The sequence below is a fragment of the Paenibacillus sp. J22P51 genome, assembly GCF_059692215.1.
Map to the genome: position 1 here is coordinate 148581 of NZ_JCAUAZ010000004.1, position 23168 is coordinate 171748.

At 45.1% G+C, this 23168-nt stretch carries 16 protein-coding genes and 1 pseudogene; all 17 read left to right on the plus strand.

Annotation, left to right across the window (positions count from 1 at the left end; genetic code table 11):
• Positions 1-124 precede the first annotated feature (124 nt).
• Positions 125-550, plus strand: a pseudogene (locus AC58QC_RS11595) (SRPBCC family protein).
• A gap of 321 nt (positions 551-871) precedes the next feature.
• On the plus strand, positions 872-2212 hold the full coding sequence (locus AC58QC_RS11600) for a hypothetical protein (RefSeq protein ID WP_497415297.1): 1341 nt from the start codon (positions 872-874) through the stop codon (positions 2210-2212).
• Positions 2213-2623: 411 nt separating this feature from the next.
• Positions 2624-3421, plus strand: coding sequence for an AraC family transcriptional regulator (locus tag AC58QC_RS11605; protein ID WP_497415298.1), 798 nt, complete (start codon positions 2624-2626; stop codon positions 3419-3421).
• Between the two features lie 233 nt (positions 3422-3654).
• Positions 3655-5598 (plus strand): alpha-glucuronidase, encoded by a 1944-nt coding sequence (locus AC58QC_RS11610; protein ID WP_497415299.1) that lies wholly within the window; start codon positions 3655-3657, stop codon positions 5596-5598.
• Between the two features lie 12 nt (positions 5599-5610).
• Positions 5611-6540, plus strand: coding sequence for an ABC transporter permease (locus tag AC58QC_RS11615; protein WP_497415300.1), 930 nt, complete (start codon positions 5611-5613; stop codon positions 6538-6540).
• An 11-nt stretch (positions 6541-6551) separates the two neighbouring features.
• A complete protein-coding gene (locus tag AC58QC_RS11620; RefSeq protein ID WP_497415301.1) occupies positions 6552-7421 on the plus strand; it encodes a carbohydrate ABC transporter permease in 870 nt (289 codons plus the stop codon).
• An 81-nt stretch (positions 7422-7502) separates the two neighbouring features.
• Positions 7503-9215, plus strand: a complete 1713-nt coding sequence (locus AC58QC_RS11625; RefSeq protein WP_497415302.1) for a type 2 periplasmic-binding domain-containing protein — start codon at positions 7503-7505, stop codon at positions 9213-9215.
• Between the two features lie 87 nt (positions 9216-9302).
• Positions 9303-12458 carry a glycoside hydrolase family 2 TIM barrel-domain containing protein gene (locus AC58QC_RS11630; RefSeq protein WP_497415303.1) on the plus strand — a complete coding sequence of 1052 codons (3156 nt, stop codon included), beginning with the start codon at positions 9303-9305 and terminating at the stop codon, positions 12456-12458.
• Positions 12459-12710: 252 nt separating this feature from the next.
• Positions 12711-13427, plus strand: coding sequence for an ABC transporter ATP-binding protein (locus AC58QC_RS11635; RefSeq protein ID WP_497415304.1), 717 nt, complete (start codon positions 12711-12713; stop codon positions 13425-13427).
• The gene (locus AC58QC_RS11640) at positions 13411-15015 is read left to right on the plus strand and encodes a hypothetical protein (RefSeq protein ID WP_497415305.1); all 1605 of its coding nucleotides are present in this window, start codon (positions 13411-13413) and stop codon (positions 15013-15015) included. Before AC58QC_RS11635 ends, AC58QC_RS11640 begins: the two co-directional genes overlap by 17 nt.
• Positions 15016-15240: 225 nt before the next feature.
• Positions 15241-16404, plus strand: a complete 1164-nt coding sequence (locus tag AC58QC_RS11645; protein WP_497415306.1) for a YhgE/Pip domain-containing protein — start codon at positions 15241-15243, stop codon at positions 16402-16404.
• 24 nt (positions 16405-16428) lie between these two features.
• The gene (locus AC58QC_RS11650) at positions 16429-17016 is read left to right on the plus strand and encodes a TetR family transcriptional regulator (RefSeq protein WP_497415307.1); all 588 of its coding nucleotides are present in this window, start codon (positions 16429-16431) and stop codon (positions 17014-17016) included.
• A gap of 15 nt (positions 17017-17031) precedes the next feature.
• The gene (locus tag AC58QC_RS11655; protein WP_497415308.1) at positions 17032-18051 is read left to right on the plus strand and encodes a PfkB family carbohydrate kinase; all 1020 of its coding nucleotides are present in this window, start codon (positions 17032-17034) and stop codon (positions 18049-18051) included.
• Between the two features lie 562 nt (positions 18052-18613).
• On the plus strand, positions 18614-19321 hold the full coding sequence (locus AC58QC_RS11660) for a CpaB family protein (protein ID WP_497415309.1): 708 nt from the start codon (positions 18614-18616) through the stop codon (positions 19319-19321).
• A gap of 146 nt (positions 19322-19467) precedes the next feature.
• Positions 19468-20703, plus strand: a complete 1236-nt coding sequence (locus tag AC58QC_RS11665) for a CpaE/TadZ family protein (protein WP_497415310.1) — start codon at positions 19468-19470, stop codon at positions 20701-20703.
• Positions 20704-20726: 23 nt separating this feature from the next.
• Entirely contained in the window at positions 20727-22235 is a 1509-nt protein-coding gene (locus AC58QC_RS11670; protein ID WP_497415311.1) for an ATPase, T2SS/T4P/T4SS family, read from the plus strand.
• Complete coding sequence (locus AC58QC_RS11675; protein WP_497415312.1) at positions 22232-23164, plus strand: hypothetical protein; 933 nt, start codon at positions 22232-22234, stop codon at positions 23162-23164. The genes AC58QC_RS11670 and AC58QC_RS11675 overlap by 4 nt, the downstream gene beginning before the upstream one ends.
• Positions 23165-23168: the final 4 nt, after the last annotated feature.

Below are 23168 nucleotides of genomic sequence, written 5' to 3' on the forward strand. Positions count from 1 at the left end.
TTTCGCCTTGTGGCTGTCGGATGATTCGAATATGATGGAAGGAGGACGTTTCAAATTAGATCGACCAATGGCATTTGTCTATGTTAGTGAGAAACAAAATTCCCGTAAAGAGGTGTCCTTCATAATGGAAACAAGCAATCCAACGAAAGTATCCGTAGAGACCGTCGTTCAAGCCCCTGTAGCAAAAGTATGGAGCTATTGGACCGAGCCGGACCACATTACGAAGTGGTATCAACCTTCCGAGGAATGGCATGCGCCAAGAGCGGAGAACGATTTGAGAGTCGGCGGCGAATTCCTGACAAGGATGGAAGCGAAAGATGGCAGCATGGGTTTTGATTTTAGCGGAGTTTACGACGAAGTGAAGCTGCATGAGACGATTGCCTACACATTGGGAGACGGACGGAAAGTGGATATTGCGTTCGTCGATTAAGGCGAGGCCACGAAGGTCGTTGAAATCTTCGACGCAGAGAGCACTAACCCCGTTGAATTCCAACAGGCGGGTTGGCAAGCGATTCTGGATAGTTTCAAACGATATACGGAAGCATCATAAGAATAACGAAACGCGCTCTGCCTCCAAAGGACGGCAGAGCGCGTTTTGCCTTGGATGAAAGAGCAATCGATCTTCGTTTGTTCTGTTCCCTATCCATTGTTGTTATTGTGCTCTATCGGTAGACGATAGCATCACGACATGACGGCAAACCGGTCGCGTGATCGGTTGCCGTCGTTCGTTGAAGTAACGGGCAGATTAGAGGAACAATTTGTTTGTATTTAAGATATTGGTTTTATGGTACGTTAGAACTTGTTGATAATATTTTGTTTACAGCGAATTCAAATCAATTTAAGAATAATTAGAAAGATTAGAGGGAAACAATTGAGATTACAACCGGTGAATGGAAATTATGCCTTACCGTTTGAGCAACGGTCAAAAATGAAGTGGTCTATGCATCTACTCTTCATCTTCTTAATTGGGATATTCGGAGCATTCCTATTTCTCCCAACTAATGGAGGTTATATAGAAATAGCCTTCAAGTTGCTCTGTACTATATTAGTATCTATTTTCCTATACGCATGGGTGTTTGCAGGTATCCTTCGGCGACAATCCCTAAAGATAACCCAGGATTTTATCGAGTTTACAGCTGCATTTGGGACTAAGAAGGCTCATTGGAATGAAATCTATGACGTCCAGGTGTTTACCCAAAGTCATAATACTTTTATTGGACTAATTCTTAAAGACAAGATAAGGAAAAGTAAGCAATCCTTTTGGACTGAATTAAACAATATGTACGGAGGGATGTTCTCAATCAGAATTCCTATTTCTTTATTTGCGAGCATCGATATTGAAACGTTGTATTCAACGATTAGGTCACAAATGAACATGCAGCCTTGTGACCTTGAATTTATCAATAAGGATAGTCAAGGAATAGAGGAACAGAGAAAAACAAACTGGCTAATAGTGCTACTTAAAATATCTCTTCTAGTTCTAGTTTTTGGAATTGTTTATGGAATTTCGATTTACTTGTTAAAAATCAACTTCTTATTGATTCCGATTTTCGGACAAATGGGAATTATTTATATCTACAACAAGAATTCTCACGAGGAAATCAATGTATGGCCGATAAGGTATATGGTTGGGCTATTGTGTGCGTCGCAAATATTTATTGCTATGATTACAAGTATTTTTTTAACGGCTAAAATCCCATTTAACTTAAGTAATCTTAATGATATTTCATTAGACTACATTATGTATATTAAGGACGAACCGTTAAAGAATCTGATGGTGATTGGAATTGCTATATTGCTTTTCGCTTATGGTACCTTTCATGGTAAAACGTTTAGATTTTTTAAGATAATAGGGAAAATCTTCATGAAAAGACATGGTGATTATTTTTATAAGAGGGATGGTAGAATCGCGGAAATTTATCTTCTAGACCCAGAAGACTTTCGTGAAGATGAAACCAAGTTTGTTGCCCATATAGAAGAAGGCTGTTTTATTGAGAAAGAAGGTAAAAGAGTTAAGGCATTATTATTACCCAAAACAGCAATTGAGGTCCTAGAAATAAAAATATCGGGTAGTAATATAGTCCAGAATGGAGAGGAACAATACTATAAGATAGTCCTTGGAGGCACGGGTTCTTACGTTCCGTATGTATTTCCTTGCCTACTTATCTGTAGCACTAGCAAGGAGATAGAACTAATCCGTTTAGAAATTTAGTGAAGGGCTTGTTAAGCTAACGCAGAACGATAGTTCAAAAAGTAAGCATGATGGCAGCCGGTCCAATTATCGGTTGCCTTTTCTCAACTTGGACCATGAGGACATGACACATACACATGTGCATCGCTGTTAAAGTAAGCTAATTATCAGAATTAATTAATGGGGTTAATTAATAAAAAAGATCGTTCTCCTATAAGAGAGACGATCTTTTTATTCATTAAACGGTTTTGGTTGAAAGGAAGAGAATTTGACGGTTAATAGTTGGCTTGATAACGGGTATTGGACTTAAACTTATATTAGATGTAATATTGTTTCGTTTCTTTACGCATAACGTCGACATTTTTTATTGACAATGGTTGAACTATAGTAATAGGGTATAAATTAAAGATATTATTTGGGAGGGAGATCAATTTGTCAGTAGAAATTAACGACTTCTTAGTACCTGATATCGGTTACTTAATATATAGAAAGTGCACACCCACATGGGAAATTGCAAAAAATGAAATCTCATTTTGTGACATCACCTATGTCATAGAAGGGAGAGGAATTTATACAATTAATGGCGTACAATACGAGGTGAAACGCGGTGATCTTCTTTGCATTCCACGCGGAAGTATTCGTATGGCCCACTGCGTCGTCGATGACCTTATGAACGTGTACTCCGCTAACTTTAAACTCTATGACATGAACGGACAACAAGCCGACCTGCCTCTTCCTTTGCTGACGCACATTGGGATTAAAAGCGATCTCATCGGGCTCTTTCGTGAGCTATCCAATGCCTGGGTTCGTAAAGAAACAGGGTATCGAACAAAAACCAGAGGTCTGCTGCTTGTTATCATGCACAGATTGTTTGAGCTGATTCTCTTAAAAAAAGACCCCGCAAGATCAGACTATCGGGTGAAAAAGGCGATCAACTATATATCTGAAAACTACGCGAGCAATGTTACTGTAAAAGAGATTGCAAATCTCGTTGGGCTCAATACGGTATACTTTGGTGCACTATTTAAAAATGAAACGGGAATACTGGTCAATCAATACTTGACGCAAACGAGAATTAATCATGCAGAGGACATGCTGCAAAATGGCGAATGCAACGTAACCGAAGCCGCAGAGCGTTGCGGGTATAGCGATCTGTCGCACTTTCGAAAGCAATTTAAATTGATCAAAGGCTATTCGCCATCACAATGTCTCAGAAATCAACCAGACTAGCGTACGCTAGTCTTTTTTTTTTACAAATAATATCTTTAATTAGGCATTGTTAACTATATTCAGACTATTGTTGAAAGGTATCTTGAATGCTAAGTTCTATATGAAGGAACAAAAGTGTTTTGGCTATCTTTATAGGTGCTGCACGATGAACATATTATGAATAAAATATTAAATTCACACCCTATATTTTGTAGTTGATGAAAACGCTTTAATTTATTTGATAGAGGTGCTTCATGGATCACGCGGGACGTATATATTCCGAATACAATGCTTGGCTGCAGCCAAAATCCAGTCTAGAGCCTAAAGCTTTGCGAATCAGTGCAGGCTTCGATTTAGATTTTATCCATCAAGAATGTCATCTAGGTCTAATTCGCCTATGGGGAGAAATTCAAGAATGCGCTGAGTACACGCTGCAATTAAAAGTAGATGACTTGGAGCATGAGGAGTTTTCACTTACCCCACTGGACAATGGATTCGAGATCGCAGGCGGCAGTAAGAATGCTCTCTTATATGGTGTTTATCGCTTCCTAAACCGTCTTGCCACTGGAGAGAGCATGGAAAAGATTCATGAACGATCCGCACCCAAAGTGGACTATCGCATTATTAATCATTGGGACAACATGGATGGGCACATTGAACGCGGATATGCCGGTAATTCTTTCTTCTTCCTTAATAATAAATTTGATTACGATGAAGAAAGAATTAAAAATTATGCCCGACTGATGGCTTCCATCGGAATTAATGGAATTTGCATTAACAATGTGAACGTGAACAAAGTAAGTGCGGGTCTGATTGCTGAACCGCTGCTTTCTGACATGGCAGAACTATCTGCGCTGTTTAGACCTTTTGGCATCCGATTATTGGTATCCGTCCATTTTGATGCACCGATGATCGTCGGCGGGCTTACAACCTCTGATCCACTGGATGAGGGAGTTAAGGAATTTTGGAAAGCTCAATCCGCGGTTGTATACGATAAAATCCCGGATTTTTTAGGTTATTTGGTGAAAGCGGACTCAGAGTTTAGAGGCGGACCGGAGGCCTTTGGACGAACTCAGGCAGACGGTGCCAATACGATTGCCGCAGCGGTCGCTCCATTTGGAGGGTTGGTCTTTTGGCGCTGCTTCGTGTATAACTGCCAGCAGGACTGGAGAGATGCGCAAACCGACCGTCCAATGGCGGCTTATAAGCACTTTCAGCCACTGGATGGTACATTTGATCAGAACGTCATTCTTCAAATCAAAAATGGCCCTGTAGATTTTCAGACGAGAGAGCCAGTATCGCCTCTTTTTTCAAGCCTTAAAAACACCCGTGAGGCCATTGAGTTTCAAATTGCTCAGGAGTACACAGGCCAGCAAGTCGACCTGTTCGGCCTAGCTGTTCAGTGGGAAGAAATTTTGACAACAGAAGTTGATAAAAGGAAGCAGTTGAAAAGTTTGTTTGGTCAAGAAATCGTTGCTGTGACAGCGGTTACAAACACAGGCAATAACATGAACTGGACAGGTAACACCCTTGCACAGTCCAATCTGTACGCCTTTGGGAGAATGGCGTGGAATCCGGAGCTTACTGCTAAAGAGTTGATCCGTGAGTGGATTCAGATCACGTTTGAAACAGATGAGCATGGACGCCAAACTATGGAGGAGATGCTGCTTAAATCAAGAGGGATTTACGAGAGCTATACAGCGCCTCTTGGTATTGGCTTTATGGTAAATCCGAATTCTCACTACGGGCCTAATGTTGACGGCTATGAGTTTTCAAAATGGGGGACTTATCACAGAGCAAGCTTTGATGCGATTGGTGTCAATCGAACTTCCAAAGGAACGGGATTTACACTTCAGTATCCAGAGTCACTACAAAGGATGTATGACCATATAGAAAGTTGTCCGGAGGAACTATTGCTGTTTTTCCATCGAGTTCGGTACGACTACAAAATGAAAGACGGACGCACATTGCTTCAGTACATATATGACAGTCACTTTGAGGGTGCTCAGCAAACGGAAGCATTGTTACAATCCTGGGAGACTCTGGAGAACCGAGTTCCACAGGAAGCCTTTAACTCGGTGAAAGAGCGACTTCAACTTCAACTTCTCAATGCTTGTGAGTGGCGAGATCAAGTGAATACGTATTTCTATCGCAAAACAGGAATTGACGATGAAAAGGGAAGAAAAATTTATATGTAAGGCGGTGCAGATATGGTAATTACAAATAAAAGTCAATCGATCAGGTATATGAAACGTTACTGGATTCTCTATGTGATGTTGGCTCTCCCGATGGCCTTCTTTATCATTTTCCGTTACATACCTATGGGCTACATTCAAATTGCATTCAAAAACTACAGCATTGTAAAAAGCCCATCGGAGATGGATTGGGCAGGAAATAATGGGTTCGAATATTTTATTAAGGCCTTTTCTAATCGTGACTTTCTTTATTCACTTAGAAACACCATCGGTCTTAACTTTCTTGACTTACTGTTTGGCTTCCCTGCACCTATTATTCTGGCCGTTCTCTTAAATGAACTCGCGTTCAAGCGTTTTAAGCGATTCACCCAAACGATTGTCTATATGCCGCACTTTTTATCATGGATTATCATTTCAGGTATGGCACTCCAGCTTTTTGCGCCGACTACAGGGCTTGTCAACATCATGCTAAACAAGATGGGTTTTGCATCAATTCCGTTTCTGAATGAACCTGGGCATTGGGTGGTCACCTACATTTTACTGGGCATATGGCAAAGCTGCGGTTGGAATACCATCATCTATCTGGCAGCCATTACAGGGATCAACCCAGAACTGTACGAGGCCGCATCGGTGGATGGAGCAAGTCGTATACGCAATATTTGGCACATTACGCTGCCAGGACTTCGTCCTACGATCATTGTTATGCTGATTCTAAGCCTTGGGCGTATTTTGGGCAGTGACTTTGATAGACCTTACGCACTCAGCAATAAGCTTGTCACAGAAGTTTCTAACGTTATTTCCATCTTCGTCTATAACAACGGTATCCGTGGATTGCAATTCTCTCTTACCACTGCCGTCGGTCTATTTCAATCCGTTGTGTGCGTCATCTTTTTGTTTGCAGCAAACGCTCTGGCCAAAAAATTTGGCGAACGTGGCATCTGGTAGGAGGCTATAACATGATTAAATCAAAAGGTACTAGAATCGGAGACTGGATTATCGCTTTCATGTGTTTCTTGTGTATTTTAGTCTGTCTCCTGCCGTTGTTGAATATATTGGCACGATCTTTAAGTTCTGCGAATTCCTTGGTGAAAAATGAAGTTTTACTTCTGCCTGTAGGACTGAATTTCGATGCTTACTCAACGGTACTTGGAGATTCCAAATATACATGGGCGCTGTTATGGACAGCCATACTAACCGTGATTACCACGCTTTGGTCGATGTTAATGACAATTATGTGTGCATACCCGCTTACCTATGACAACCTGAAAGGGAAAAGGATCATCACAGCACTCATTATCTTTACGATGTACTTTAGTGCAGGCACAATCCCAACCTATTTGCTGTTGAAAGAGCTGCACCTGCTCAATAATCCGTTGGTGCTGATTCTGCCAAACTGCATTAGTGTATTTAATGTAATCATCATGCGCAGCTTCTTCTTCGGTATTCCGGAGAGTCTTAGGGAATCCGCTGAAATCGATGGAGCAGGACCTCTTAGGGTACTCATCAACATCTATCTACCGCTTTCCACTCCTGTGCTTGCAACGCTGGCTCTTTTCTATGCAGTGGGCCGCTGGAACGGGTTCTCTGATGCCTTGATGTTTATGTCCGATAGAACCTACTTCCCCATACAATTGCTGCTTTATAACATACTTAATAGTGTCAGCAGTATTGAGGTGGCTACGCAGGAGGGCTTTTCAAGTCCAGGCCTGTCTGAAACGATTAAATCAGCAACAGTTATGTTTGCAACCGTACCGATTTTGCTCATTTATCCGTGGCTGCAGAGATACTTTATCTCCGGCGTTACAATCGGAGCGGTAAAAGGTTAATTTTAACGCATGATAGGAATTGGCTACGTCAATTTTTATAAATCAATGAGAAATAGAAAACAAAAATAGGGAGGAATAAACATGAAATTTCGCAAAGCATTGTCCGTTCTAGCGACTAGTACCATTCTTGCTGGAGCACTTTCAGGATGTACCACCAGCGACAAACCAGCTTCATCAGAGTCATCAACTCCATCAGCTTCAGCGCCTGCCTCTAATGCTCCTAGCAACAACGCTGCACTAGAAAAGCTAGGTCTCGATGCCAATCTCAAATTCAAGGAGACTCGTAAAATCAAAGTAGAGATTTATGACCGTGGTAATCCCGGAGGAACCAAACCAGAGAACAACTTCTATACCAAATATATCAAAGACGGAATGCTTCGTGACCACAATGTAGACGTTACTTTTGTTCCTGTTCCACGTTGGACAGAGGGCGAGGCGATTAACAATCTTTTGGCAGGGAATCAAGCGCCGGATATCAGTCTCACCTACTCTTATCCAACAATCCAAACGTACGCCAATATGGGCGGTGTCCTTGACCTAGGCCCCCTTCTCAAAGATAATAAAGACCTTCTGCCAGACATGTGGAAGTATTTAACCGAAGCAAACATCTATTGGGACAAAGATCCTAGCAAAGGAACCTTGTGGGCAATAGAATCTCGTTTGAACACCCTTAACCGCACGAATACCTTTGTGCGCGAGGATTGGTTAAAGAAGCTCAATCTTCAAGCGCCAAAAACGTTACCAGAATTTGAAAACATGCTAAAAGCATTTAAAGACAACGCTTCCACACTTTTAGGAAAAGATGCCGCCAAGATGATTCCTTTTTCAACGAGCTTTGACGTCGGCTGGCGTACAGATCATTTGACTGCGGCCTACGTACCCAATAATATTACAGACAAGGATGTCTACACTCACGACTTTGACGATCGACGTTTCCTCTATCCGAATTACAAAGAGGGCATAAAAACGTTGAACAAGTGGTATAACCAAGGTCTGGTTTGGAAGGATTTCGCACTTTATCCTGCCGGAGATAAAACGGAGGATAATCTCATGAAAGCGGGCTATGTGGGCGCATTTATGCACAACTGGGATTACCCGTATCGTAACGGCGCCGACAGCATTCAGGCAGGCCTTCAGAAGCTTGTTGGCCCAGATGCAGCTTATATTGCTGTTGAACCATTTGCCAACGATGCTGGTGTTTATAAGAAATTTTTATCAGGTCCTGTTGACCGTAAAATATTTTTCCCAGCTACAAACAAAGAACCAATTGCTTCTCTGCTCTATTTAGATTGGATTTCCAAGCTTGACAATCGCGTATTCCTGCAATTTGGAGAAGAAGGCGTTACTCGTCAAACGTTGCCAGACGGTTCCGTGAAGACAATTGCAGCAACAGGCGAAAAAATTATGAACTCTCCAGCAAACATCGACTACACGATCACAAGCAATGGTCTTGACCTTGGGGATCCTGCTAAGACAGTCAAGTCAATTGCCAACGGTTATGCTGGAGTTGATGCCAAATATATTGAGACAGCGAATCAAATTACAACGCATGACGGACGTGTAGGCAAAAATGCCAATGTGGGTGCTATCAAGGCAGAAGACGGGCAAGGTCAAGCACTTAAAGAGAAACGTGATACGCTCTTGAACAAGGCTGTTGTGGCACCTGTTGACAAATTTGACGCTGTATTTGACGCAGGAATGAAGGATTACCTCGGTTCAGGCGGTCAAGCGATTATCGACGAGCGAACAGCGGCATGGGAGAAAGCTTTCGGAAAAGAAACAAAGCTAAAATAGCATGAGCATGCTACGAGCAAAAGATTGATAATGCCTAGAGGCTTGCGCATGCAAGCCTCTAGGCTTTTATGGAGGCATGGGATTCGTATGAAGCTCTTAAATGATGGTTGGCAGTTTGCAAAAGGGGAGCCAAACGAGTTTGTACCCGTCAGCGTTCCTCATGACTGGTTGATTGCAGATACAAAAAATTTGTACAAAGATGACATTGGCTGGTATAAGCGTGATCTAGACGCAAGTAACGTAAAAGACGGACAGCGTCTTTTGATCCGCTTTGATGGCGTGTATATGGACAGTACCTTGTTTGTAAACGACAAAGAGGTGGGTCAGTGGAAGTATGGGTACACCGCTTTTGAATTTGATATTACAGGTTTTATTAGCAAAGACAGCATAAACACCATAATGCTCAAGGTAGTTCATCAAGCGCCAAACTCCCGATGGTATACAGGGGCGGGCATATATCGGGATGTGTTTCTGGTTGTAAAAAACGCCTGTCACTTCGTATCTGACGGAATCTATATTACGACCCGTAAAGTTGGCGGTCAGTGGCGTTACGAAGTAGATGTGGAAGTAGAAACCGAAGGAATGCCTTATCAGGTTCGCCACACGCTTTTAGAAAAGAATGACGAAATCGTAGAGTGGGACGTTGAGAATCCAAAACTCTACACCTTGCGAAGCGAACTCTTTGTTGACGGTGAGATTATAGATACAGTGGATACCCGCTTTGGCTTTAGGACGATCGAGTATACGACAGATCGGGGATTTTTCCTCAACGGCAGGCATGTAAAGTTAAATGGCGTCTGCCTCCATCACGATCTAGGCGGATTGGGTGCGGCAGTTTACCCGGACGCCATTCGCAGGCAGCTTGAGATATTCCGTAAAATGGGAGTCAACGCAATCCGTACAGCTCACAACCCGCCCGCTAGCATTTTTAACGATATTGCAGATGAAATGGGTTTTCTTGTCATGAGCGAAATATTCGACGTTTGGAAGCGTCCAAAAACGAAACATGACTATGCGCGTTTCTTTGATGAATGGGCGGAAAAGGATGTGGCCTCTTGGATTCGCCGGGATCGCAACCATCCCTCGATTATCATATGGAGCATTGGCAACGAAGTTTATGATACCCATGCAGATGCAGAGTCTGGAAAAGCAACGATGGCTTACCTAATGGAATTGGTAAAAAAGCATGATCCAAATGTTCATGCGCCTGTTACCTTATGCTCCAACTACATGCCCTGGGAAAATACGCAAAAATGCGCCGACGTTATCAAACTAATCGGCTATAACTATGCTGAGCCATTATACGTAAAGCATCATTCTGAGCATCCGGATTGGATCATCTATGGCAGCGAGACTTGTTCCACGGTGCAAAGCCGAGGCATTTACCATTTTCCACTGTCAAAATCAATTCTAGCGGACGATGACCTGCAATGTTCGGCTCTAGGCAACAGCGCCACAAGCTGGGGAGCCAAGAGTGTGGAATGGTGTATCAAAGCAGACGCAGACACTCCTTTCTCACTAGGACAGTTTATTTGGGCAGGTCAGGACTACCTTGGCGAGCCAACACCTTACCACACCAAGAACACCTATCTTGGACATGTTGATACGGCAGGCTTTCCAAAAGATTCGTATTACTTGTTTAAAGCTGCATGGACTGACTATCGAAAAGAGCCCTTTGTCCATCTGTATCCGTACTGGGATTTTTCGGAAGGTCAGGTCATCGACGTAAGAGTCTGCTCCAACGCTGCTCAAGTAGAATTGTTTGTAAATGAGGAGAGTCAAGGTATTGTGTCGCTGGGTCACGATAAAATCGTTGCGGATTGGCAAATCAAATATCGCACTGGAACGCTTCGCGCCGTGGCTTACGATGAAAATGGCAAACAGATTGCAGAGCAGAGCAGAACATCCTTTGGTGATGCTGTAAAGCTGCAGCTAGAGAACGAAATCATAGGCGAGCTTCTTTTTACAACGATTACAGCCTTGGATTTCCAAGGGAATCCCGTTGAAAATGCCAACTGTCGTGTCCAGGTATCCGTCGAGAGCGGAACATTGCTCGCACTGGATAACGGCGATGCTACGGACTATGACCAGTATCAGACGGACTCCAGGCGGCTCTTTAGCGGGAAGCTGTTGGCCATTGTAAAGCGGGTTGGTAATAGCGTTCCTGTCATTCATGCAAAATTAGATCAGAGTGAAGTGCCTATTCGCAAAATCCAATTGACAGTGGACGGTTACCATGTGATGGCAAAGACTTTTCCAGAACATGCAACTTATAGCGACTTATATTGGCGGGTCACAGATTCCGCTGGTATTGATAGCCAGTTGGCCACGATTGTGGTATCTGAAGATGGACAAAGCGCAACCATCAAGCCTAGAGGAGACGGCGAAGTTTATGTCCGTTGTTCCCCTAAAAACGGCGGAAATCATTTTGCTTTTATCTCGATGATTACACTGCAAATTCAAGGCTTAGGGAAGCCCTTTATTAATCCTTATGAGTTCGTATCCGGCGGACTGTACAATGCGAGCAACGTAGAGCTGACCAATGGCAATGAGCGTGGCGTAGCTACGTTAAGAGATGGCGAAAGTCATGTCGGGTTTCAAGACTTGGACTTTGGAGATTACGGGTCGGATGAGATTACTTTGCCTCTATTCCCTTTGAGTAAAGACCCTTTTACTTTTGAAATTTGGGAGGGAATGCCTTTGGAGGGCGGCGAGCATCTTAGCACAATCCACTACGACAAAGGTTCAATTTGGAATACTTACCAGGAAGTGGTCTGTAAGCTCCCGCGTAGGCTGATCGGTGTGACCACCTTATGCCTTGTGTTTAGACAAAAGGTACACATCCAAGGCTTTACCTTTTCCCAGTATCAAAAGGCGTTCCAAAAATTGAAGGCCACTGAAGTCACAACGGTTTATGGTGATTGCTTTACCATTCGTGAGGATACGATTGAAAATATAGGGAATAACGTATCTCTCGTATATGAAAATATGGACTTCGGTGAATTAGGCGCAGGACAAATTGAAATTTGCTGGCGTTCCAACATCGCACAAAACTCGATACAGCTCGTGTTTACTGATGATGGCCAGCGTGAAATCAGAAAAATGATAGAAGTGGCAAGCGGGGATGAGTACGCCAGTGCCGTGTTCAGTCTAGACGAATCGATCACAGGCGAAAACACCGTATCGCTCATTTTTCTTCCCGGCTGCAACATCGACATTGGCTGGCTTCGATTTATCAAGTAAGCTTGGGAACTATAGCTCAATAAACATCAGGAGAAGGCTGCCGACAGCAATGGATCGGCAGCCTTCTCAGCTAACTGGCAGTTTTGCGAATAAAAATAAGTATAACGTTTCATATCAAATACTTACCACATATTGTAAAATTTAATTGTGCTTAGTTAAAAACAAATTCACCAAACAAACTTACAGGAGGGGGAAATTAATGGAACGTAAAAAGATAAGGCACAACATACGAAGCGAACGGAGGCGTTATACTTGCAATTGACCCTGGACAATATCGTCAAGAAATTCGGCGACAAAAAGGTGCTTCAAGGCGTTGGATTCAGATTTCAGAAAGGGAAAATTTATGGACTGCTTGGCCGCAACGGAGCCGGGAAGACGACGCTGTTCAACTGTTTGAGCGGCGAGACGAAAATGGACGGGGGACAAGCTCATCTTGAGGATAATGGCGTCGTGCGGGAGCTCCGTGAAGAGGATGTCGGGTATGTGTATTCGCTGCCGATTCTGCCCGAGTTTCTGACCGGCTATGAATTCGTTAAGTTCTTCATGGATATTAACCGGGACAACCTGCGGCCGGACCTAAGCATCGACGCTTATTTCGACATCATGAGCATGGCGAAAGAAGACCGGCACAGGCTGATCAAAAGCTACTCCCACGGGATGAAAAACAAAATTCAAATGCTGCTGTTTCTGATTACGAAACCGCCGATCATTCTGCTCGACGAGCCGCTCACCTCCTTCGACGTCATCGTGGCGCTGGAGATGAAAAATATGTTGCGTGAGATGAAGCGCGATCATATCCTCATTTTCTCCACCCACATTTTACAGTTGGCTTCAGATCTATGCGATGAGCTTGTTGTGCTGAACAATGGCCAGCTGTCCGCCGTTCCGGCTGAGCTGTTGCACAGTCCGGAATTCGAACAGCGCATTATTCATTTGTTAAAGGATGAAAGCCATGCTGAGAACGATTAATACGCTGCTCGCCATCCGGACATCCTCTGCGGCCAATCGGTTTATTTATTATGCGCAGAAGCTTCCGCTGATCGGCAGACAGATACCGGACACCGTCTATGCCAATCTGCCTATCAAAAGAACCGTTACCGTCATCTCACTCATTCTGAACGTGCTTTGGGGACTGTTTTCCAAGCTGGCATATACAGGTCTGCTCGTCTATTTGCCTGCCGTTGCACCGAATCGGTCGCTGCCTCAGGAAGACCAACTGCAGCTGTTTTTGCACATTTTTTTACTACTTAGCTTTGTGGTGGCCGGTGGCACCAATGCCTCCGTGCTGGAGCCGAAACGGGAGAAATACATCGCCGTGAAGCTGATGAGGCTTTCGCCGGCCACGTATATGCGGACTTTGCTCAGTTATCGTTACTGCACATATTTTGTCTATTATATTCCTGCACTGCTGCTCTTTACTTCCTTGCTGGGTGCCTCCATCCCGCAAGCGCTGGCGTTGACGGCTGCAGTCACGCTTTGGCGGGTATTCTGCGAATATATGCATTTGAAGCTGTTTGAGAAAACCGGCATAGTACTGATCCGAAACAACTTGATTGTCTGGTTGACGATCGGACTTGGCTATACGGCCGCTTATGCACCGCTACTCCTCAATTGGACGCCAAATAGCGGCTCGCTGCTAATTGGTTTTCCTGCTGTTCTCGTCATTGCGGCATTAGGCACTTTCGCTGCGTTGCGGCTGGCCCGGTATCCCGATTACCTAACCGCGGTTGACGTCGCAACGAAACGGGACGATCCGCTGCTGGATATCGGGCGCATGATGTCGGATGCACAGAAAACGAGTGTCCGATCTAAAGACAGCGATTACGCTTTGACGACGATACAGGCCGACAAGTTCAGAACCAAGGAAGGTTATGCTTATCTGAATGCGCTTTTTTTCGCACGGCATCGCAGCCTGATCACACAACCGGTCTACAAAAGACTAGCCATCATTGGCGTTATGGGCGTTGCAGGCGCTGTTTTTGCAGCGCTGGACAGTCAACGGGCCGCTCTTCTGAGTTCAAACCTGGGGATTATTCTTCCTTTTCTGGCTTTAATTTTGAACTTCCTGACTGTAGGGGACAAGGTGTGCCGCGCTATATTTTACAACTGCGATCTCAGCCTGCTGCGTTACAGCTTCTACCGGAATGCCGCGATACGGCATTTCCGCATCAGGCTGTACCGAATCACGGGGCTGAACCTAGCGATCGCCGCCACTCTCGGAGCCGCGCTGACACTAATTGCCCTGGCAGCCGGCGCAGCGCTAAATCTGGAGTTGCTTCTGCTGTGGGTGTGCCTGCTGGTGCTGTCCGTTTTTTTCTCCGTCCATCACCTGTTGATGTACTATATCTTTCAGCCATACTCAACCGAACTGAATGTGAAAAATCCTTTCTTTTATGTCGTGAACATGGTGGTGTCGTCGGCATGCGGGATCAGTATCGTAGTGAAAGCCTCGGCGCTCCCTTTCACTGTAACAGTCGTGATTGTAACACTCTTTTACTTGGCCGCCGCGTTTATTCTCGTACGCCGATTCGGTCATCGCACCTTCAGGGTGAAATGACCGGCGCTTTTCAACCGTCCTACCATTTACGATACAAACGGAGAACAATAGTTCAACAAATAGAGAAGGCAGCCGACCAAGCTGTCTTCATAACAGTATTTTCTTGTCGTTAGTTAGATAGACGACTCGATCGATTTTTTTCTGAATTGACAAATGGTTTTAACTGTCTTATTATTTAAACAAACGTTTAATTTAAATGATTGTTTAATGAGAAGGAGTGGTCACATGAGACAGGCAATAGCAACTTTTTTAAAGCCAGCGACAACTAAGGTAGGGATAATTACAGCGATTACGTTTCAATTGTTGTTTAGTATCATATGGATGACAGGGTATTCGGGGGTATCGGATAATACGAAGAATTTGAAGATTGCGATCGTCAATGAAGATCAGGTAATGGGAGGCAAAATTGTTCAAAGCCTGCAGAGTAATCTGCCTTTTAAATCGGAAGTTATCGCTTCGGATGAGGAAGCCCAGAGGAAGCTTAATATGCGCGAAGTGCAGATGGTTATGCACATTTCGCCGGATTTTTCGAAAAAACTTCAAACGCCAGGGCAAACAGCACCGATTACTTATACAGTTAATGAGTCGAATCCGTCTATGACGAAGTCGATCATGCAGGCTGTGGCGGGGAATATTACGGCAACAGTAAATAAAGAGGCAGTGGCGGCAGGGGCATCGGCTGTACTGACACAAGTGAATCCACAGCTTCCGGCTGAGCAAGCGACTCAGATTGCACAAGGGCTGGCGAGTAAGGTGAGCTCGGACATTCAAAGCACGAATAAAGTAAAGGATATGCCGAATCAAATGCTGCCGATGATGCTTGTGCTAGCCTCTATTGTGGGTACGATGATCATGGGAATGAACTTCAGTGTCTCAAACAATCTAATAGGTGCATCACTGTCCAAAACGCAAAAAATGGCCGCGCGTATCAGTATAACTGTGATTGCTGCGATTGCTATTGGACTCATCAGTGCCACTATGGTTGTTGCATTGGGGGGTCAAGTAGATAAAGGCTTTGCTGCTCTTTGGGGCTTCGAATCATTGTTCTTATTAACGTTTGCTTTGGTTGCACAAATGTTTTTGACATTGTTTGGGAACGCAGGTATGCTATTTAACATTGCTATGTTATCCCTGCAATTGGTCTCCTCGGGTGCGATTGTGCCTAGAGAGTTACTGTCGGATTTCTATCATTCAATTAGTAATTTCTTCCCGGCGACTTATGCAGTGAACGGGCTGATGAATATTTTATTTGGTGGACCTGGTGTTGGCAGCGAAGTCGGTTTTTTAGTGGTCATTGCTGCAGTGGCGCTTGTCATTGATACGCTAGTTGTTTTTGTGAAAAAAGCAAAGACGGCTCCATCCGCAGTTCGTGTTCCATCAAACGCTTAACGATCGAATAGGAGGGCGCTAGACATGGTTCAACAAGAGTCAGATATGAAAATGAAAATTGTACTTGCAGCGAAAAAGCTTTTCGCGAAGCATGGTTACGATGCAACTAGCGTACGTCAAATATGTGAGGAGGCCGGGGCCAATGTGGCTCTGGTTTCCTATTATTTTGGTGGAAAAGAGAGCGTTTTCCATGAAATATTTAAACAGTTTTTTCCTTCAGACAAATTAACGGAATTTTTTAAAGTTGAAGATCCATATGCAGGAATCCAAATGGTGATTAGGGAAGTTGTGAAGATTCGAAATGAGGATCCGCAGATGATTAGCCTGATTCAGATGGAGATTATCACGATTACCCCGCGTGTGGAGAAAATGAGAGAGCTTGTCTTTCCGCTATGGAAAAAAGTTCGGGATCTTTTGGACAAGGGAAGACAAGATGGCTTGTACGAGTTTGAATCGTTGGATAGCACGCTCATGTTTGTGTTAGGCGCTATGTTTTTTTATAAACAGAGGGAGTTTTTCGAACCGATGTTTACGGAAGATCGGCCGGATATGGAAACGCTGATTGGGCAAACCACGGCATTTGTCATGCGCGCGCTCGGATATAAAGAATAGAGGGGAATGGGCGATATGGAGCAAACAACCGAAACATCTAAAACATCGTTATCAAACAAAGCATCCAAATCTACTATCGTGTGTTTGGGTGAACTGTTGATTGACTTTGTGCCCGAGGTGAATGGTCAAGCGTTAGCCGACGTTACGAAGTTTGGCCGGGCTGCGGGCGGAGCGCCAGCCAATGTAGCTGCGGCGGTCGCCAAACTAGGCGGCGACGCAAGGTTTATCGGCAAAATCGGCCATGACCCCTTCGGCGATTATTTAGTTCGCACGCTGCAGGACGTTGGCGTGCAGACGGCTGTGCTTCAGACCGACGAGGCGAAGACAGGTCTGGCATTTGTTTCGCTGCGCGCGGACGGTGAGCGCGTTTTCTTGTTTTTCCGCGACCCGGCGGCGGACATGCTTCTGCGCGCTGACGAAGTCGAGCCGCAGTGGCTGGAAGACGCCGCGGTCTATCACTTCGGCTCGGTATCGCTGATCGCCGAGCCATGCCGTACCGCAACGCTTGACGCTGCGCGGCGAGCAAGAGAATTTGGCGCATTGGTGTCGTACGACCCCAATGTGCGGTTAGCCCTATGGCCGAGCGCCGATGAGGCTCGGGCTGAGATCCTTGCGCAGCTAGGGCTTGCGGATGTGGTCAAAGTCAGCGAGGAGGAAATCGAATTCCTCCTCGGCGTGGACGCGACCACAGGTGCGCAGCAGCTGCTGCAGTGCGGGCCCAAGGTGATCATTATCACCTTGGGGGCGCAGGGCTGCCGCGTCGTCACCGCGCGGCAGGATGTCGTGATCCCCGGCGTGCCCGTGGCAGCCGTGGACACGACTGGCGCCGGCGACAGCTTTGTCGGCGGCATGCTGTATCAGCTGGCGTCGCTGGGTGTGACGCCAGACACAGTCGTGGACGCACTCGCCGAGGTTGGTGCGGCTGAGCGTGTTTTTGGCTTCGCGAACCGCGTCGGCGCTATTACTACGACGCGCAGGGGAGCGATACCTGCGCTGCCAACACTTGCGGAGGTTAATGAGGAGATCCAGCTATAAGCTGGGTCTCCTTTTTTCTTGCATAGCAACACGTTTGCACACTTTCTGAGGTATCTACAAGTCTAGCAGGCAGCATGGGCAAAGTGATAATATTGTTTAAAGTCAATTTCTGAGGTATCTACAAGGTTGGCAGGCAGGGGCTGAAGTGATGATATCGATTGTGGTCAATTTCTGAGGTATCTACAAGTCTAGCAAGTATGGGCCGAGTTGGCTTGGTGTTGGTGAGAGTTGTTGGTGGTAAATGGTAGGCGCATCCTGAGTGGAAGGGATAGTGTGTACAGATTGTAGACTAGGATCTTTCTGAGTCGGTGGGATAGTGCGAATAGATAGGTCACTCTGAATTGGTGGGTTCAATGAGCGGGCAGCACCTTGTTGGAAATAATTAGAATGAGAATTTTGTAAATAGATGTTGAAAAATGGAAGTTTATGTGATACTTTAATTATATTGTTTCGAACTTATTGATAATAATACAGTTTGATTTGCGAAGAACGCAAATTTCGGAGATGGATTTTCCGAGGTTTGCGTTCTTTTTGTTGTGTTCATTATGAAGGAGGTGATCGATTGAATCGCAGGAGAAGCCTGCTGATTAGTGTGGTTGCTGCGGTGCTGGCTGGGTTGCTCGTATACGGCGTGTATGTGCTGCAAGTGAATCAGGTAGAGCTGCAGCAAACGATTCAGGTTGTGGTTCCGAAGGATTTTATTCGTGCAGGTCAGTTGATTCGTGGCGATATGGTCGAGTTCAAAGCGATTCAGAAAGGAAGCTACACGGCTGGTATGATGACGGAGCTAGCTGATGTTGTAGGTCAGGAATCGATGATTCCGTTAGGTACGCAAGAGCCCATTCTAAAGTGGAAGGTGAATCGGTATCATCTCCTGCCCAATGAGCAGCAGGCGACTTTTCAAATTCCCAAAGAGTATCTGCTTACAGTTTCCAATGGTATCCGCGCTGGCGATCGAGTTCGTATGTATGTGTCGGGGAGTGATGGCAGCTCTCGCAGGCTTTTTGAAGAGAAGGAAATTACGGTTGCTTCTGTTAAGTCCTCCGCGAATGTCGAGGTAGATAATCCGAAGAATTCCAATTTGTTATCCAAGGTTGAGGGCGATGAGCAAAAGATGTATACCTCAAGACTGGAAGCCAATGGCGCCATTGATCAGATTAATTTGAATTTGACGGAGAAGGAATGGCTCCAGATCGATCAACTGTGCTCTTCGAAAAAAGCCAAGCTGGTGATAGCCTTTAGCTCTATGTCGATTCTTGCAGAGGAGTAGGGGGAGAGGGGAGTAGTTGATTGATTGCTGGGAGCCGAGGATAACATGTGGAAGTGGATGAAGTGGAAATAGGGTGTGTGAGAGAGGATATGGGGCGTGAATACTAGGGTTCGATGCTAATTTAAGTGAAAGAGAGGTGAATCCGTGTGCAAATCGGTCTAGTGTCGAAGGATCAGCGTTTGATTGATGAGCTTACGAATGTGGTGTATGCGAAACCGTTCGGGTGGCGAATATTTTCGGATGTGAATGATTTACAGCCTAAATCTGTGGAGCAATCGTACTCGCACGTTATTCTTTCCGATCGGGAGTTGTCGTACGGGGAGCTGGAGGAGTTTCTGGAAGGCTTGCAGGGGCAAGTTCCAGCGATGAAAGTCATCGTGTTACTTTCGAATTATCATGATGCTTCGATCAATGAGAAGTATGTGAAAATGTGCAAGCTGATGAAGCTGGATTATATCCTCCCGGGACGCAGTACGGCTGTGATTGCGGATGAAATCCGCTCATGGGTTGATGGGGGATGTGGTGGTCAATTGAGTCAGGCGCTTCCAGGCAAATTAATTACGTTCGTGGGTTCTACACCGAATATTGGTACGACGCTGGCGTCTTTTGGCGTGGCCTGTATATTAGCGATGGAGACTTCGAAGAAGGTGGGTTATCTGTGTTTGAATCTCAAAAGCTCAAAGCTCCATCGGTATCTGGGGCGTGAAGAGCACCTATTTACGTTAGATGGGTTGAGAGCGGAGCTAAAGGCGCAAAGTCTGACACCTGAAAGATTGCTTCACGTTTGTGATAAGCCAAAAGAGGCGCATGGTCTACATATCTTATATGGGAATATGCTTCGTGAGCAGGCAGAGTTTTTCACGCCAACGGAAATTATTCATTTGTTACGGGTGGCACGTGGCGCTTTTGACATCTGTATCATAGAAGTTAGTGCGTATTGGGATAATGCGGCAACGGTTAGCGGGCTGCTTGAAGCAGATAGCAAAATAGTTGTCACGACGGGGGATATTGCACATTTTCAGGAGGATTTCTCGAGGTGGATCAGGCAGGTTGGGTCTGTATTTGGCCTCCAGCCGGATGCTTTCGAGCTTATGGCCGTCCAAACGGATCGGCACGCGAAGCAAAGCGAATTCACGATCAAGGATATTCGCAAAGAAATGCAGCTGCATCTGATTGGACATGTCAGCAGGTACGGGGATGCGCTTGCTCGTTGCAACCAAGGGAAGCTGATGGAGATGTTGAATTCATCGCATCCGATGCATCGTGAGGTGAAAGCTGTAGCGCGGAAATTTGCTGATTTCTACAAGCTGCCTCAGAGGACGAGTGTGCGGCAAGAAACCTGGTTTCAAAAGCTTATCACCGGCAAACGTGCGGTCAGTTAAATCAATTTCAGGAGGTGGAGGGAGTGAGTGGGAAAAGGTTTTCGATGATTACCTACATGCATGAACGTAGGACAGAAGAGGCAGTTGTTGGGTTCAATCACTACCCGAAATTACAGGCTGCAGGAACTAGCAAACCTAATGGAGTAGGCGAACGGACAAACGAAGTGCACGTAAATGGTAGCGGTCAGGATCACACTAGCGCGGGTGAGGAAGCTTTTTTCCAGCATTGGGTACATGAGATTCGCAGTGAGCTTGTTTCCTTGAAGGGTAGATCGGAGATTGAAAAACAACTGTATAATGATACGCTGAATCGCGCGATTCTGGGCTATGAAGAGGATCGTGGCAAGCTGCTGGCGATTATTCATGATCTCGTGTCGAAAAAGAGACTTTCGGACATCCCACCTCGGACTAGCGGGTATACGACGCTGCCAGAAGCGATTTTTGCCGAAATTATTGGCTTAAATGTCCTTGAACTCGTCCTCAAACAGAAGGAAGGATTAGAAGAGATTCAGGTTGTGGGTAAGCAGATTTTTGAGGTGCGTGGCGGCATCGCCAAACCCTCTCTTTACGAGCTGCCATCCATCCGTGAATTAGAGCGAATTCAACAGAATTTGGTGTTGTTCAACCACGATACCCTCAATCCCAGAAAGCGGTGGGCAGAGGTTGTTCTTCAAGATGGTTCGCGTGTGACGATGACTGGCTTCGGATTTACAGCCGAACCGACCTTAACGATTCGATTCTACACAGTAAAAAGATTCGATTTAGCCTCGCTTGCCTCGCCAAACCTTGCCACGATGGATGCTCGTATGGAGCTTTTACTTCGTTGTTTTATCCACACTTACTTCAATATGGTCGTCATTGGACCGACAAACTCAGGTAAAACAAACCTACTTAAGGCGATCATTGCCGAAATGAACGATAATGAGCGAATCATTACGATTGAATCGCGATTTGAGTTGAATTTAAAACGAGATTTCCCACAGAAAAATATCGTCGAATACGAAATAGACGAGGAGGATTCGAGACATTCGGGTTTGCAGGCTTTTAAGTTGGCGTTAAGGCAGTCCCCAAAGCGCATATGTCACGCCGAAATACGAGATGAAGATGCGAATTTGTATGTTCGTGCTTGTACGCGTGGTCATGAGGGCAGTTTGACGACGGTTCACGTGAGTGAACTGGAGGATGTGCCGGACGCGATTACCGACATGTGTATGCTGGATGGCAGAGGGATGGATTCCAAACGTTTGACGAAACGGATTACTGAGTTTGTGACACATATCGGCATTGAAATGCAGGTTGTTCACGGCAAAAGAAAGATCGTGCGAGTCGTCGAATACCGCTATGAAAATGAATGCGTTTTCGTCACGAATCTAGCTCTTTATGACAACTCGACAGACAAATGGACATTTCCCGGGAAATTGTCGCTTCATGCCTCGCGAAAAATTAAGAAGGCTGATGCGGGGAGCTATTCGCTGCTGATGGAGCACGGATTTATCGAAAATGATGGGAAAGAAGGCGATTTAGAGGGGTGATTTTCGCTAAATATGTCTTTCTCCTGTTGTTATTTGTACTTGTATTTGTGGTTTTTCAAGCGCTGTTAGAGCTGCTTATCCGACAACGCAAAGCCAGATTCAGGTTGCACTATGTAAAAAACTCGACAGTTAGCGCGAGATTAAGTTCTTATTTGGAGACATGGGGCTGGATATATAAGCATATGAAGGAGTTGCTTGAATCCGTCGAATCGAAATTAAGCATGCGAGCGATCTTCACGATAAGTCTAATTGGGTTGTTAACCGGTTTGTTAGCAGGGGTTTTGTTTTTCCAATCTTTAAAAGGAGCCCTTATCATTACCGTGATCGGTGCTTCGCTCCCTTATTTACTGCTTCGCGTGAAGCTAGTGAGCGTCCGATTGCGAACGAGATTAGAGTTTCTTCCTGCTGTCGAAGTTTTTTATCAGTCTTACATGATGGATCCTAATCAGAATATGAAAATCGCGCTGAAGTATTGCCTAGAGGAAAATCGAATTTTGTATCCGATTAAACCCGTTTTCGAGCAATTATATCGTCATTTGATGACGCAAAGGGATACGGAGGAAAGTTTGCGAATTTTTTCCCTGACGCTTGGTCATATCTGGGCGGATTATTTTACGGGGATTATGCGAGTGGCATTGAATGAGGGAAGCTTCGTCGGAGATAGCTTGAAGGAGCTCATCACAGACATGCGCAAAGCACAGCGATTTGATCAGATGGAACGAAATCGACTTTTGGAAATCCGCATTGCCAATTTTACACCGATCGGATTCATGGCTTTGTTCATGTGGATTAATTTCAAAGTGAATGCAGATAACGCGTATTTGTATTATGTGATCGACCCTGCTGGTCGGAATATGATTTTAGATGCATTTTTGTTGATATTCGTATCGTTTTTGATGGGTATTTACTTATCCATGCGAAGAATGTGAGGAG